Annotated in this window: 14 protein-coding genes; 4 read left to right on the top strand and 10 right to left on the bottom strand. The window is 37.9% G+C overall.

Going from position 1 to position 15,241, the window contains the following annotated elements; all coding sequences use genetic code 11:
* Nucleotides 1–5: 5 nt before the first annotated feature.
* The gene (locus ACFX4E_RS04675; protein WP_028410941.1) at nt 6–428 is read right to left on the bottom strand and encodes a GtrA family protein; all 423 of its coding nucleotides are present in this window, start codon (nt 426–428) and stop codon (nt 6–8) included.
* 158 nt (nt 429–586) lie between these two features.
* Entirely contained in the window at nt 587–1,912 is a 1,326-nt protein-coding gene (locus ACFX4E_RS04670; protein ID WP_377237859.1) for a metallophosphoesterase, read from the bottom strand.
* Between the two features lie 221 nt (nt 1,913–2,133).
* On the opposite strand from ACFX4E_RS04670, the gene ACFX4E_RS04665 reads away from it, so the two are divergent.
* A complete protein-coding gene (locus tag ACFX4E_RS04665) occupies nt 2,134–3,519 on the top strand; it encodes a protoporphyrinogen oxidase (RefSeq protein ID WP_102812941.1) in 1,386 nt (461 codons plus the stop codon).
* 475 nt (nt 3,520–3,994) lie between these two features.
* Here the strand turns inward: ACFX4E_RS04665 and ACFX4E_RS04660 are convergent, their stop codons facing one another.
* The 4 genes from ACFX4E_RS04660 to ACFX4E_RS04645 form a co-directional block, all read right to left on the bottom strand.
* On the bottom strand, nt 3,995–4,846 hold the full coding sequence (locus ACFX4E_RS04660) for a VOC family protein (protein ID WP_377237860.1): 852 nt from the start codon (nt 4,844–4,846) through the stop codon (nt 3,995–3,997).
* A gap of 202 nt (nt 4,847–5,048) precedes the next feature.
* On the bottom strand, nt 5,049–5,987 hold the full coding sequence (locus ACFX4E_RS04655; RefSeq protein ID WP_098792043.1) for an MBL fold metallo-hydrolase: 939 nt from the start codon (nt 5,985–5,987) through the stop codon (nt 5,049–5,051).
* Between the two features lie 24 nt (nt 5,988–6,011).
* Entirely contained in the window at nt 6,012–6,938 is a 927-nt protein-coding gene (locus ACFX4E_RS04650; protein WP_098433268.1) for a DMT family transporter, read from the bottom strand.
* Entirely contained in the window at nt 6,935–7,417 is a 483-nt protein-coding gene (locus tag ACFX4E_RS04645; RefSeq protein ID WP_028410936.1) for a GNAT family N-acetyltransferase, read from the bottom strand. The genes ACFX4E_RS04650 and ACFX4E_RS04645 overlap by 4 nt, the downstream gene beginning before the upstream one ends.
* A 221-nt stretch (nt 7,418–7,638) precedes the next feature.
* Here ACFX4E_RS04645 and ACFX4E_RS04640 point away from each other — a divergent pair, with 221 nt between their 5' ends.
* A complete protein-coding gene (locus ACFX4E_RS04640) occupies nt 7,639–8,259 on the top strand; it encodes a LysE family translocator (protein WP_013058667.1) in 621 nt (206 codons plus the stop codon).
* Nucleotides 8,260–8,536: 277 nt separating this feature from the next.
* Complete coding sequence (locus tag ACFX4E_RS04635) at nt 8,537–9,970, top strand: alanine/glycine:cation symporter family protein (protein ID WP_060747121.1); 1,434 nt, start codon at nt 8,537–8,539, stop codon at nt 9,968–9,970.
* A gap of 63 nt (nt 9,971–10,033) precedes the next feature.
* Here the strand turns inward: ACFX4E_RS04635 and ACFX4E_RS04630 are convergent, their stop codons facing one another.
* Together ACFX4E_RS04630 and ACFX4E_RS04625 are read right to left on the bottom strand one after the other, a co-directional pair.
* The gene (locus ACFX4E_RS04630) at nt 10,034–10,486 is read right to left on the bottom strand and encodes a CBO0543 family protein (RefSeq protein WP_098334028.1); all 453 of its coding nucleotides are present in this window, start codon (nt 10,484–10,486) and stop codon (nt 10,034–10,036) included.
* Nucleotides 10,487–10,628: 142 nt separating this feature from the next.
* Nucleotides 10,629–11,594 (bottom strand): bile acid:sodium symporter family protein, encoded by a 966-nt coding sequence (locus ACFX4E_RS04625; protein WP_377237861.1) that lies wholly within the window; start codon nt 11,592–11,594, stop codon nt 10,629–10,631.
* A gap of 291 nt (nt 11,595–11,885) precedes the next feature.
* On the opposite strand from ACFX4E_RS04625, the gene ACFX4E_RS04620 reads away from it, so the two are divergent.
* On the top strand, nt 11,886–12,992 hold the full coding sequence (locus ACFX4E_RS04620; RefSeq protein WP_025750169.1) for a mechanosensitive ion channel family protein: 1,107 nt from the start codon (nt 11,886–11,888) through the stop codon (nt 12,990–12,992).
* A 41-nt stretch (nt 12,993–13,033) separates the two neighbouring features.
* Here the strand turns inward: ACFX4E_RS04620 and safA are convergent, their stop codons facing one another.
* Nucleotides 13,034–13,657 carry a SafA/ExsA family spore coat assembly protein gene (gene safA / locus ACFX4E_RS04615; RefSeq protein WP_074677042.1) on the bottom strand — a complete coding sequence of 208 codons (624 nt, stop codon included), beginning with the start codon at nt 13,655–13,657 and terminating at the stop codon, nt 13,034–13,036.
* A gap of 138 nt (nt 13,658–13,795) precedes the next feature.
* Entirely contained in the window at nt 13,796–15,160 is a 1,365-nt protein-coding gene (locus ACFX4E_RS04610; protein ID WP_028410931.1) for a hemolysin family protein, read from the bottom strand.
* Nucleotides 15,161–15,241: the final 81 nt, after the last annotated feature.

Raw genomic sequence — 15,241 nt, 5'->3', positions numbered from 1 at the left:
AAAAGCTAATCGTGTACAACGACTGCTTCTTTTTTTGCATTAAATACAAAGTATTTTTGACCCGTATAATTTAAAAGCGTATACAGACCTGTTCCGATTAATATACCGACATCTTTTTTGAACGGATGCACAGCAGCAGGAAGTTGATGCAACAACCAGCTGGAGAACTGCAGTCCAATATAGTAAGACAAGCCGTAGCAAACGCCAATAACCAAAATAAAACGCAGTATGCTTGTAGATAAATGAACTCCGCTTTTAAACGTAAATATTCGATTTAACACGTAGCTGACGACTGCTCCTGCTGCGTTTCCGATAAACGTTGCTGCCCAGTAGTGATGAAAAATATGAAGCAGCACATACATAATGGAAAGACCTACTGCTGTATTGACCAGCCCTACTACTAAAAAACGTACAAAAGATCCTTTCATACAAACTCCTTTTGATTTTAATACTTTCATGAAAATTACATATTATGACTTTAAATACAGTTTCAGTGTAGCAACTCCACTTAAAAATCTAATGAAAATAACATTAAAAACAGATGAAAAAAAGCTAAAAGAATCAATAAAAACCAGGATTCTTTTAGCTATTTAGTAGAGCCTTCAATGATTAATTTTTGGTCGCTTTGATTGTCAAACGCATCCACTGCCGCTACTTCTATTTGATACGCAGTATGAGGCTGTAAACCTGATAACGGAAGACTTAGAACATCCGGAACGGGATCGCTGTAATATTGAGAAAATGCATTATATGTTTTGACCACTTCTCCAGTTTGTTTATTTTTGACGGTAATGCGATAAGAATGAACCATCAGATTATCCACCGCTTGCGTAAACTGGATATACAGCTGATTCGATGAAGCTTTTTCTTGTATAACAGAAATAGTAGAGCTTGGGAGAAAAATCGGTTTTACTAAATCTCGTTCATTCGTGTAGTGAAACTTTTTTGCATCTGCAGGTATGTTAATTTCCCACGCTTCTCCCGTCCACTTATTTGCGTGAAAATCTCGCCTTTTAACGACTACTTTTCGATTATAAACCTCTACAAGAAGACCTTGACTCACATCTCGGTAGCCAGGAGGAAGTTCACCTTGTAAATATCCGGCACCAGGCCATATATACCGAACAGAAGACGTTGCAAGAGATGTAAAATCTCTTTGAAAAATAGTACGAGGATCGTCCAACGGATGGTGGGTATGGCCAGAAAATGTAATGACTTGCGGATAAGATTTTAACGTATTGTAAAGAAGCTGTTCATTCACTTCTATCCCCCATCTGTTTTTCCCGTACAGTGTATTGTTAATAGGCTGATGAATAAAGACAAAAATCGGTTTTTTAGGATCATCTCGCTTTGCTATCTTCAGCTGTTCAGCAAGCCAGTTAATTTGTTTGATTGAATAATCACCGGCGGTCAGACGGCTTTCTGTTCCAAGCATGATAAAATGATATCCTTTTATCACTTGGTGAAAATAAAGAGCTTTCATTTTAGTTTTAGATAAAAAACGCTGCTGCGCTTGCTGATTAGTTACGCTGTCCCGGTATTCATGATTACCAATCGTAAAAAGAGATACGGCCTGCGGCTGTTTATTTTGATTATAAATAGAAAAAAAGCGGTCGTATTCTTTTAACGCGCCGGTATCAGCCAAATCTCCTACTACTACAAATGCATCTTGTTTCGGTGCCTGTTCATTTAACTGCGTTAATGCATGTTGAAAAGTACGCAAATCAAGCGTTCCTGCTTCTTTAATATGAACATCACTGATCACAGGAAAAACTAGCTTTGGTTCGATGTATCCGCTTCGTCCGCTCTTCTCTTCAGCTCGTACGTTTAAGGTAATACCGCATATAAGAACACTTATTAATACTAAAGCGAGCCAGTCTTTTTTCAGCGTTTCCATAAAACCGCCGAGCATGATGCTTCCTCCTTTCTTCACTGCTGCGTCTCAGTCATTTTCTCTACGTGTATGAGCTTTTATTTTATGTAATTTCAAAATATCTAATCGTATAGTTTCAATATTTCTTTTCGTGTTTGCACACACTATGTTCACAATCAATTCATTACACTTTTCCTAGTCATAGTGGTATGATTTTCGTATATTACAGACTAATTGTTGAACATGTAGGAGTGAATATTTTGAAAACGGTCGCTGTTATTGGAGGAGGAATTACGGGCTTAACCACTCTGTACTATTTGCAGAAACTAAAACGAGAACGTAATCTCCCGCTTAAATTATTATTACTAGAGAAACATGCCCATCTAGGAGGGAAAATCAATACGCGTGAAGCTGGGGAATTTATTATGGAAACAGGGGCGGATTCTATTGTAGCTCGAAAAGAAAACGTTATGCCCCTGCTAGAAGAGCTGTACTTAACAAACGATTTAGTCTATAACGAAACGGGCAAATCGTTTATTTACTCTGCTAATGAGCTGCTTCCAATTCCTGAAGATACCATGTTCGGTATTCCAACAAGCGTGGAATCTCTTTTTAAAAGCGAGCTGATTTCTTCAAAAGCTAAAATTACAGCTTTAAAAGACTTAATTACTAAAAATACAACGTTTACGAAAGACAGCTCAATCGGACTCTTTTTAAAACATTTTTTAGGAGAAGAGCTAGTAGAAAAGCAAATTGCACCTATTTTATCGGGCGTCTACTCTGGCGATTTAGACAAACTCACGATTTCTTCGACTCTCCCGTATCTGCTCGACTATAAAAACACGTACGGCAGCATCATCAAGGGAATGGGAGCCAATGAAAAAAAATTTAAAACGGCAGGAAATAAAAAATTCATTTCGTTTAAACAAGGTTTATCAACGATTATTCACCGCTTAGAAGAAGAGCTTTCTGATGTAACAATTTTAAAAGATACGCCAACCACCAGCATAAAACGGAACGGTGAACGTTACCAAATCAGTACGCCGGGGCAAGCCTATTCAGCAGATTATGTGGTGTTAGCTACACCGCACACGGCTGCTCAGCACCTGTTGAACGATCCCGAATTAAACGAAGACTTTGAGCAGTTAAAAGATTCTTCTCTCATTAGCGTATACATCGGCTATGACGTTCCAGACGAATACCTTCCCGCTGAAGGCACCGGGTTTATTGCCTCTCAATCAAGCAACTTAATCGCCAATGCCTGCACGTGGACGAGCAAAAAATGGGCTCACACTTCTAAGCGAGGGAATTTGTTAGTTCGCCTGTTTTATAAAAGTACGAGTCACCACTTTGACAGCCTGCGGACGATGTCAAAAGAAGAGCTGCTAGCAGTGGCACAAAAGGACATTGAAAACAGCTTAGGAATCAAAGAGGAGCCTATTGAAAGCGACGTAACCAATTGGGATAAATTGATGCCTACCTATCACCTTAAACACGGTGAACTTGTACGCAGCTTGACTCAAAAATTGCATGACAAGCACCCCGCTATTACATTAGCCGGCTGTTCTTACTATGGAGTAGGCATTGCAGCGTGTATAACAAACGGCAAACAAACGGCTGAAGCTATCTCTCAACAGTTGACTTAAAAAAGGTTTGAAAACAATAAAAGGCCTGAAAATAAATATATTATTTTCAGGCCTTTTATTACCTTTTCGTTAGCATATAAAGCTACTTTCCTTACTATTAACAACTCTTTTATCGCTTTTCTTTTTGCAAAGCAGCAGTAGCAAACAATACAAGATAGCGCTCATCTGAAGTTAATCTAAGCCAATGTTTCACTTTATATCTCACAGGTTTCCGCTCCCTTCCTTCAAGGTTTTATATGAAAAGACTTTATATAAAGATTCAATAAACGATAAGAAATGATGCTTGATATGTATTTTATTCCCACGCCCGCTTGTTTACAAACTTTTTTAAACGTAAGACTCTTCGTTTATTTCCCTGAAAATAACACCATTTTCGCCATTATCATCTTACTATTTGAGAAAAAAGTGTACATTTCTTTCCTATTTTGACGAACATTGCGATAAATAAAAGCTGCCAATTGCGGCAGCTTTTATGTTAAAGGACTAATCTAATTATATTGCCTGATGGATCTTTTGTGATGAAATCTTGGTTTTCTTTAGACACAGCTGATCCGATTTCACGAAGCTTATTTATTGCCTGCTCCCTTGCTTCTTCAGCTGGAAAAACAAGTGTAAATGACGCTAAACCAACGCTGCTTTCAAGAGGGCTAGGCGCTCCAATTCCATTCCAAACGTTTAGTCCGATGTGATGGTGATAGCGCCCAGTTGAAATAAACAATGCTTGATTATGGTAATTGCTCACAACCTCAAAACCTAATCCATTTCGATAAAAGTTTTCCGTTTGCTCTAATTCAGAAACGTGAAGATGAATATGCCCCATTAAGGTAGCTGAAGGTAATCCTGTCCATGGTTTACCGTTTCCTTCAGCTAATATCGCTTCTGCATCTAAAGGTTTTGTAGCCATTACTACTTCACTGTCATTCCATTCCCATGTACTTGACGGACGATCTCGATAAATCTCTATGCCGTTTCCATCTGGATCTGCCAAGTACAGCGCTTCGCTCACTAGATGATCAGACGCCCCTTGAAGCGGATAACCGCTATTTAACAAATGCTGCAGTATACTTCCTAAATCAGAACGAGTCGGCAACAATAGAGCAAAATGATATAAGCCTGTTGTACGAGGCTGTTTTGCTGTAACGTTTTCCGGCTGTTCAATCGATAACAGCGCCGTGCGTCCATCAGCTGTTAACAAGGCTTTGTTCTCTTTTCTCCCTAAAAGTTTAAACCCGATTATTTGCTGATAAAAAGCAAGTGAACGCTCTAAATTTTCTACTTTTAAATTTACTTTCCCAACAAATACATGAGGGGCACGGTGAAAGTTCATGATTATTTCTCCTTTTGAATGTATCATTTTTTAATCAACTTACTTTATGTAACTTATTATATTTTTATAACTTTATTTCGTCAAGTTATTTATTTTACTATCATAACTTAAAACTTATATCACTGCACAACCAATTGAATAAGCCCGCCTGCTCATAACATAGTATGAACAGGCGGGCTTATTTATCATTAGGCATAAACTATCAAAACAGTTCTCTGCTTTTGCGTTTGACATTTCCATTAACAAAATACTGTATTCTCTCTTTTTGCTCATTTGTTGGCTTCTTATACGTTTCACATTCAAACTGAAAACATGCTTTTTCTAAATCGACTTCATTTCCTACAATTTCTCCAATCGCACTCAATTGGTTTAAATCTCGCCAAAGTTCCTCAGGAGTTTCAGGGTCAAAATGAGATGAGAGATAATACTGCGCATCATATTTTTTAAGCTCTCTTTGAATCCGCTCAAAGTCTTCTTTATCATAACTCCAGTCACCGCTATAAAAATCTGGACATAGACAATCACCTAAAAACAGGACTTTTTCTTGGGGTATGTAGACAATGGACGAGTCCTGCGCGTGTACTCCGCCAATATGCTGAATGCAACAAGTGATTCCACCTAGGTCAACTTCCATATGATGATGAAACGTTACGTCCGGCTCCTGTAAAATTAACGTCTCTCGACTAGGCATTTCTTTCTTGATCATGTCCCGGCAAAATTCGATTTCTTCACCTTCCCGAACACGTTTATCCAAGGCATCATCGTCCCAGCGCAGTGTCTTTAAATAAGCCAGCTTTTTCTTCGTTAGATGATGGCTGATTGTATACTTGTTCATGGCATGAATGCCAAATGTATGATCCCAGTGCCAATGCGTAATAGCTACTCCTTTGATTGGAGGGACGCCCATTTTTCCAACTTCTTCTAAAAATAATGATGCATGACCAGGAGAATTCCCGGCATCTACGATGAAACTATACTTCTCCCCGCATATAAGCCCGAGCACCGGCCGATCCGTTTCTTGAGAATGAGGAAAGTAATAAACATGGTCCGTTAGTTTTTTCAGCATATTTACACCCGCTTTATGTAGTTTAATAAAAGCCTCTTTATCAAATGGTAAATAATGATAAATAAACTGTATCATACTCGGTGCTGCTTGCCTATCCAATTAGCTGATATTGGACTTTTCTTGAAGAGCCATGACTTTTTCTGGCTCTTCTGCTTTGTACTTTAAGAAGATCATCACACTAATCATCACAATCATCCCTCCCACTAGCTGAGAAACAGTTGTCATTTCTCCAAGCAAGAAATAAGCGAGAATGATGGCACCAATTGGCTCTCCTAAAATAGCCATTGAAATTGTCGTAGCACCTACGTACTTTAACAGCCAGTTAAATAAGGCATGACCAAAAATATTAGGAATAAGCGCTAAAAGCAAAAAAATCCACCAATCTTTTGGGTCATAATGAGTCAGCGATACGTTTGTACAAATATTGTAGACAAATAGAACCAGGCCACCGATTAAAAAAACGGCGAAGCTATAGATGATTGAAGGCATTTTCCTGCATAATTCTTGCCCCGCAAGCATATGAACAGAAACAGCTACTGTACCTAAAATAGAAAGTAAGTCTCCGTAAAGAGCCGTTTTAGATACTCCGATATCTCCCGATGCAATAATTACCGAGCCGCTAACAGCAATTAAAATGCTGATGATTCCTACTTTGCTTGTTTTTTCTTTAAATAAAAAATAAGCTCCTATCACTACGAAGACCGGCTCAAGCGCAGTCAAAATCATAGCACTAGCAACTGTTGTATGTGAAAAAGACTCCATCCAAAACAGAAAGTGAAGCCCTAAAAACACGCCTGATACAGCTAGCATTAGCCATTCTTTTACCGTGCTGTTTTTAAAAAGAATTTTCATTTTCCTCCATGGTAAAAACGGTAAAAATAAAAGGACCGTAAACAGCAGTCTATACATTCCTAAAATAGAAGCAGGCGCGTCCGACCATTTAATTAAAATAGAAGAAAAAGAAACGGCTAATACACCGATTAAAAGAAAGACAGGAGGCGGTAAAGGAAGAGTTGATTTATTCATGCCATGACTCCTTTTAAAATCTCTTTTTTCATATTTACTACGGGAATATTCACTCCGTCTCTATGTACGATTTCTTTTTCCTCTATGTAAAAGCCGATTGATTCATACAAAGCTATATTACGAGAAACGCTCATTCTCACCTTGCATGATAAACTTTCCTTGCCACACTCTTTGGCATATATCTCTAACCATTGAATAAGCTGTTTAGCCATTCCTTTTCCTTGAAAAGCAGGAATAACAGACAACCGGTAAAAATATAAGCTCGTTTCTTCTAGCGTAAAACGCGCCATCGCTACCGGCTTATTTTCGACGTATAAAATGACAGCTTCTTTTTCGTGCTTTAACGATTGCATAATAGATTCGATTGTTTCATCAAGAGCACTAGATGGTGGGACAGAATCGCGATAGACGGAGAAGGCTTGCAGCATAAGATCGTGAACTGTAGCAGCGTCCTCCGGCTGTGCTAAACAGTACTTCATAAATTTTTACCCTCTTTCTATAAAAATTAAGTATATCGAATTATTATACAACACCACCTATTTTTTTCCTACACCTTTTATTGATTTTTATTAAGGAGAATAACCTCTTTTTACGCTTTTACACCTTCTTAACTTTACTCCATTAATCTATTAATTCATTAGCACACACTCTTGAGAACTTTTTGTCGAAATGGTTAAAATTCTGTTGGGAGGGAATCATCATGACATTTTCTTGGCTTATACCTTACATAGCCGTGTCACTTATCATTGTCTTAATACCAGGACAAGACATGATTTTCGTAATGACACAAAGTATTGCTTCAGGCGTCAAAGCAGGCATCAAAACCGTATTAGGATCTATTACGGGAACATTTGTACATACTCTTTTAGCCGCAGTGGGGCTATCAATTATCTTTCAAAAATCAATTATTGCCTTTACGATTCTAAAGGTTGTAGGTGTTCTGTACCTGCTGTTTTTAGCCTACCAATCGTTTCGCGAGAAAAGCGGTCCGTTGGAATTAACAGAAAACGTTCAGCAGCACCATCACTTTAGAAAAGGATTTGTTAGCAACTTGACCAATCCAAAAGTAGCTATTTTCTTCATTACGTTCTTACCGCAGTTTGTTAATTCGTCTCTTGGACATGTAAGTTTGCAAATGATTTTGTTTGGTATCATCTTTATCGCCGAAACGCTCATCATCTTTTCACTTATTGCGCTATTTGCTTCTGGCCTTGGGAAAAAAGTCAAAAAAAGCCGTATCTTTCAGCACACATTAAAATATGTAAAAGGAACGGTTTTTGGCGTACTTGGCCTAAAACTTTTATTTTCTAGCAACAATTAAGTAAAACAAACTGAAATTTCTTTCATCCTGCTGTTATCGCCTTTTCATACCCGCTTCATTTGTCATATCACCCTATTTTTCCATGTGAGGTTAGTTGACAAAAGACCAAAATTATTATTTTATATATATATAAGGTTCAGATTTAGCAACAAGATTCGACAAGGATAATGAAGAAAAACAGCGGGGAAATAGGGAGATCTATCTAAATAGAGGGAAAATTCTATAAATTCACGTTTTTTTATTATTATTCTACTATAATTCATGAAGAGGTGAAACTATGCAAGAAGTAGTTCAAGGTTTTGTTAGTTCAATCAACGAATTTCTTTGGTCCTACTTACTGATTGCGATGCTGATTGCATTTGGTTTGTTTTTTACATTCAGGTCAAAGTTTTTACAAATTCGGTTATTAAAAGAAATGGTTCGTGTATTAAAAGAAGGTGCGGATAGCTCTTCTAAAGACGGAATTTCGCCATTCCAAGCGTTTTGTATCAGTATGGCAGCCCGCGTTGGTACGGGGAACATTACAGGTATTGCGATTGCGATCGCTTTAGGGGGACCTGGTGCTGTATTTTGGATGTGGGTGCTTGCCGTTATCGGTTCAGCTTCAGCATTTATCGAAAGTACATTAGCACAAATATACAAAGTAAAAGACAAAGACGGCGGCTTCCGAGGCGGACCGGCTTACTATATGGAAAAAGGGTTAAAGAAGCGCTGGATGGGCGGACTGTTTGCTGTCTTAATCACTTTATCATTCGGCTTAATTTTTAATGCTGTACAATCAAACACGATTACTCTTGCGTTTGAAAATGCGTTCGGAACAAATCGTTTAGTGTTAGGAATTATTATGACAGTGGCTTTCGCTGCCATTATTTTTGGCGGAGTTAAGCGTATTGCAAAAATGTCAGAATACATTGTTGTGGTACTAGCTGTTGCCTATATTGCAGTAGCACTTTTCATTATTATCATGAACATTCAAGAAATGCCTTCTCTTATTGCGTTAATCGTTAAAAATGCATTTGGTTTCGATCAAATTGCCGGCGGTTCTCTTGGAGCAGCTCTTATGCAAGGAATTAAACGCGGATTATTCTCAAACGAAGCGGGTATGGGTAGTGCGCCGAATGCAGCCGCAGCTGCAACAACAAGCCACCCGGTAAAACAAGGGTTGATTCAAGCATTTGGTGTATTAACAGATACGCTTATTATTTGTAGTAGTACTGCCTTTATCATTTTGCTTTCAGGTACTTATACAAATAAAAATTTAAGCGGTATTGAGTTAACACAAGCTGCTTTAAGCACTCACATTGGTTCTTGGGCAACAGGTGCTCTTGCAATTATGATTTTCCTATTTGCTTTTAGTACATTAATTGGTAACTACTACTACGGAGAAACAAATATTGAGTTCTTGAACACAAATAAAGCTTGGCTGATGACTTATCGTGTTGCTGTACTTGCAATGATTGTGTTCGGTTCTATTTCTCAAATTCAGCTTGTATGGGATTTAGCAGACCTGTTTATGGGCTTGATGGTAGTGGTTAACTTAATCGCGATTCTCTTGCTCTCGAAAATTTCTTTTGCAGCACTGAAAGATTATCTTGCCCAAAAGAAAGCTGGAAAAGACCCTGTCTTCTACCAAGACAGCATTTCTGGACTTGATAATATTGATGCATGGGATCATTCAAAAGATAAATCTAGCTCGAAAGAAGCGATCTAATAAAAAAAGCCGTGAATATTCACGGCTTTTTTTATTGTGCAAATTTACTTCTTTCTCTTTCTTCTAGTGAAGCAGTCTAAGACTAACCAAATACCTATAGTATAAATAAATCACGCCGTACGGAATCCAGTAGGAAAAAAATGTCCAGCCGAGATTCCATCCGTTTCCGTATGTAACTCTTTCCATATGCACATACGTTCCTTCCAAAAATGTTGTAAACAGCGCAATAAGAAAAACAAAAAAATGAGGCTTTCCAATTCGCTGGATTAAAAAAATCATATAGCTGGCCAATACAGGATAGACGCCTAAATTAAAAGGCAGCGCTTCTAATGCTTCATTTTCTAAAGAAGTGCCGAGTTTCCAAAAACCATAATAGCTCCCTAATTCATTAATAACGATTGCTAAAACGCAAAAAGCAGTTCCTACTAAAGGCAGTAAACGACGATTTTTAGGATGTAAATAGAGTGTTCCAAAAATCCAAGGTAAAACAAACGCCAGCGCTATATTGATAAGCAAAAATATCCGACCTTTTTGTTTCTAGTATGCCACACCGTTCCTTTTTCTAATCATCTCGTTACCTTGAACGCAGCAAGCGTACAAGCCCCTTATCTCCTATCATTAAAACAGAGTGCTTACTTTAGGTTCGTCTCTTGCTTCTTCATTTTAATGAAACAAATTCAGCATCTTTTTTCTCGTAATAGTTTTGAACTAAACGCCCCGATAAAGCAGCTAATACCTGCTGAAATAACATCCCCAGCACAACCGGTACAGCAACGGGAGCTGGAAAATAAGATACGGCTAACACGGCTCCAGCGCTAATATTTCTCATGCCTCCGCAAAACGTAAGCGTCACAACTTTTGCTCGGTCCCACCTTAGCCATTTGCCAATCATCCAGCTGAAGAAATAACCAGCTGAACTCATTAAAAAGACAATCACGATAATAAACAGCAGTTTTTTATCAATATGTTTTAAATAAGGTGCAATCACTCCCCCATTTATCATAACCATCACACTTAACCCTATTTTCGAAACAGGCGCCAGCTTTGGTCCTAATGTCTGCTTAATTGTTCCTTTTGTATATTGATTTAAGCACATGCCTAACAAAGATGGAAGGACAATCATAAAACATAAATCTTTGACTAACTTTAGCGCTTCCAAATGCACGGTGTCTCCAACCACCAATAAAAGCGTATAAGGAACGATAAGCGGGGCTAAAAGAGTATCAATTAAAATAATGGATAGCGCAAGAGGAATGCTTCCTTTGTAAATCGAGACCCATATAAAACTAGTCACTCCTGTTGGAATAATCGCTGCTAGCAAAAGACCCGTGCTTGTAAATACATCATGTGGAAAAATCACTTGGCCAACGCTCCAAGCCCACGCTGGCATAAAAATATGTAAAACAAACAGGGCCATAATGATTGGAAATGGACGGTGTATCGTGGCATTTAACTGGTGAAAGTTTGAATTCAAACTTCCGGCAAACGTCATTAATGCGAAAAGCCATGGAATTAATAAGGTATACTGACTTAAGGACGAACCGATAAGAACTCCTATGAGCAAGCTGACAGGCGTAATAAACGGCATCAATTTTTCTAGCATTCTATTTAATTGACTTAACAAAGCTTCTCCCTCCAACGCACGTTTTAAATAAATAATAAGATAAATTAACGTTTATAATATCACCTATTTATTATACAACTTATTTTCAGACTATTGCCTGTCTCTTTTACTAAAAAGAGATATATTCATAATTATCACTTAAATAGATTTACAGGTATTTTTGTGCTATTTTAATAGGGAAGAAGCTTTTAAAAAGCATGAATTTAGGGTAAAGAACACTCTACATAGAAATGCTTTCAATTGACGGATATAAATGGACTGTAGCACAGTTTTGGTAACTAGGAGGATTGTATGGATTTTTTGAAGTCTCTGTCATCGTTAGATGATTGGAAAAAAATCGTGATTGCGATTGGGATCTTTTTGATCTTTTTAATTCTTCGCAAGCTTTTCACGACTTATTTGTTTAAGTTTATTATTGGTTTTGTCAAAAATAAAAAAATCAATTTAATTACGAGCGTTTTAGAAGCTTTTGAAAAGCCGCTGCGCTGGATTTTTGTGATTATTGGTTTCAAGCTTGCTCTTCCCTATCTTCCCTTTGATGTTTTAACAGCCGACACGGAAAGACATTTAGTTCGTTCAGCTTCTGTTGGCCTTGCAGGATGGGGCTTGTATAATTTAGCTGCTTCTACCAATTTATTTTTTGCAACGTTTGCCAAAAATTTTGATATCCAAGTGGATCGAATCATTATTCCTTTTATTGAAAAGTTCATCCGCATCGTTGTGGTTATGCTTTCTATCTCCATCATCGCAGAAGAATGGGGTTTTAACGTAAACGGCTTTGTAGCGGGTCTTGGATTAGGTGGTCTTGCTTTTGCCCTAGCCGCAAAAGACACCGTTAGTAATTTATTCGGCGGAATTGTAATTATTACCGAAAAGCCTTTTACCATTGGAGATTGGATTAAAACACCTAGTGTTGAAGGCGTTGTAGAAGATATTACGTTTCGAAGCACCAAAGTTCGAACGTTCGCTCAAGCAGTCGTAACGGTTCCAAATGCTACTCTTTCTAATGAACCTATTATTAACTGGGCTAAAATGGGGAAACGTCAAATTGCCTTTCATTTAAATTTGAATTATAATACACCAAAAGAAAAGTTAGAAACCGTAGTGGCAAGAATTAAAAAGATGCTGACTGAACACGAAGAAATTCACAATGAAACGATTCTTGTAAATTTTGACGGCTTCTATGAATCTAGTCTAAATATCTATCTGTATTTCTTTACAAATACAACCGTTTTTGCTGATTATTTAGATGTAAAAGAAAATATAAACTTCGAAATTATGGACATTCTTGAAGAAGAAGGCGTAGAATTTGCTTTCCCTACGCGCACACTCATCGTTGAGCAGGACGGAAAGCTTTCTGGCAATCCAAAAGAATTTCTAGAAAGTGCTCGAAGCTAAAAAAAAGCTGACTTAGTAGTCAGCTTTTTTTCCTTTCTTTTTTAGTTTGAAATGAACATTTGAGTCCAGTAATGGCCGTAGCTTCCGCCTTTAGCGTAACCTACTCCGATTTCGGTAAATTGACTCGATAGTATGTTTTTACGGTGACCTTCGCTATTCATCCATGCGTTAACCACTTCTTTTGGAGTTGCTTGTCCAGCAGCGATATTTTCACCTGCTGTACTGTATGTAATACCAAATTTCTTCATCATGTCGAACGGACTTCCATATGTAGGCGATGTATGACTGAAATAGTTTTTATCAATCATATCCTGCGATTTATAGCGAGCAACGCGAGCTACTTCCCAATTAGATTTTAAAGGCTTAAGCCCTACTTTAGCGCGTTCTTGATTCACTAGCTGAACCACTTGCTCTTCGTATGAACTTCCTGCTTTATCTGTTGGTATGGTAATTTTTTGTCCCGGGTAGATTGAATTAGGATTTTTAATAGCAGAATTCGCTTCAATCAGCTCGGAAACGCCAACCTGATATTTTACTGCTATTTTCCACATCGTATCTCCCGATTGAACGGTATGTACGGTTGCTGCTTGCGCAGTGTTATTAAGACCAAAAGCTAGAGTGACAGACAACAATGTTACTAATAAAAGTTTTGATAGAGTTTTCATACTTTTATTAAAGCAAATTGATTTCAAGATTCATAGCGGTAATATTATCCCATAGTTCCATCATATGACTTTGTCATCTTCTCCGCACACTTTTCTATAACAAAAAGACGCACTGCTCTTTCGCAATGCGCCTTCTTATTATGAAGATAAAGCCTGTGACTGGTTCATGTCCGCCACATTAACCGCTTCATCTGTGCTTTGATGCACCTGACGTTTTTTGATCACATCAATATATTGAATGTGATGGCCTTCCATTTTTGTAACGGTAAAGTCATACTGATCAAAGCTAAGGCTTTCTCCTTGCTTGACGTCATATTTTTCCGTCAAGACCCAGCCTCCAATTGTATCAACATCCGTATCATCAATTGTTGTGCCAAGCAGCTCGTTAAGCTCACTTACCAGTAATTTTCCATCTACAATATAATGATCCGGTTTGACTTTCTGAATTAATGGAAGTTCATCCGCATCAAATTCATCACGAATTTCACCGACAATTTCCTCTAAAATATCCTCTACTGTTACAATCCCTGCTGTTCCACCGTATTCATCAATTAAAATAGCCATATGGATGCGTTCACGCTGCATCTTAAGCAATAAATCATGAATAGGAATCGATTCAATTACTTCAATAACAGGACGGATATACTGTTTTAAATCTATTTTTTCCTTGCTGTTGTTCATGACAATCTCGGTTAAAATCTCTTTCATATTGACCATTCCAATAATATGGTCTTTATCTCCATCGATGACCGGATAGCGGGTAAACCGTTCTTCTTGGACCATCTCAAGGATGTATTCGACCGTATCTTCCTGGTCAATCGAAACGACTTCCGTACGCGGCACCATAATCTCCTTGGCAACGCGATCATCAAAGTCAAAAATTTTACTTACATATTTAAACTCCGATTGATTGATTTCACCGCTTTTATAGCTTTCTGATAACAAGATGCGAAGCTCTTCTTCACTGTGTGCAAGCTCATTTTCTGAAGCAGGCTTTAGACCAAATAACCCTGTTATTAAACGAGAAGAACTGTTTAATAGCCAAATGAAAGGATAGGTTACTTTATAAAAGAGTATAAGCGGACGAACAAATAATAAAGTGACTTTCTCTGCTTTTTGAATTGCAAATGTTTTCGGAGCAAGCTCTCCGACCACAACATTTATAAATGTAACAACCGCAAAAGAAATCGCAACAGATAGTACTTTTGTTAAAGCTCCGCTTATCCCTAGTTGATCAAGTAATGGGGAGAGGAGATGCGAAAGTGTAGGCTCTCCTAACCAACCAATTCCCAGCGCAGTAATCGTAATACCAAGCTGACACGCAGATAAGTATTCATCTAAATTTGAAATAACTTGCTTCGCAGCTTTTGCATTGCTGCTCCCTTCTGCTATAAGCTGATCCACTTTGGAACTCCTCACGCGAATAATCGCAAACTCGGTAGCAACGAAAAAAGCAGTTAATGCAATCAGTACCGCTAGTAAAATCAAGTTAAATATGTCCAATCAAGTTCCTTAGCTCGTTTAAAAACGAGTAAGGACTCACCTCCTAAAAAATAAAAAATTTGGATAAAGAACTCTATCCCT

The sequence above is a fragment of the Priestia sp. YIM B13491 genome, assembly GCF_042787605.1.
Taxonomy (GTDB): domain Bacteria; phylum Bacillota; class Bacilli; order Bacillales; family Bacillaceae_H; genus Priestia; species Priestia megaterium_E.
This window is presented reverse-complemented; position numbering and strand designations above follow the sequence as displayed.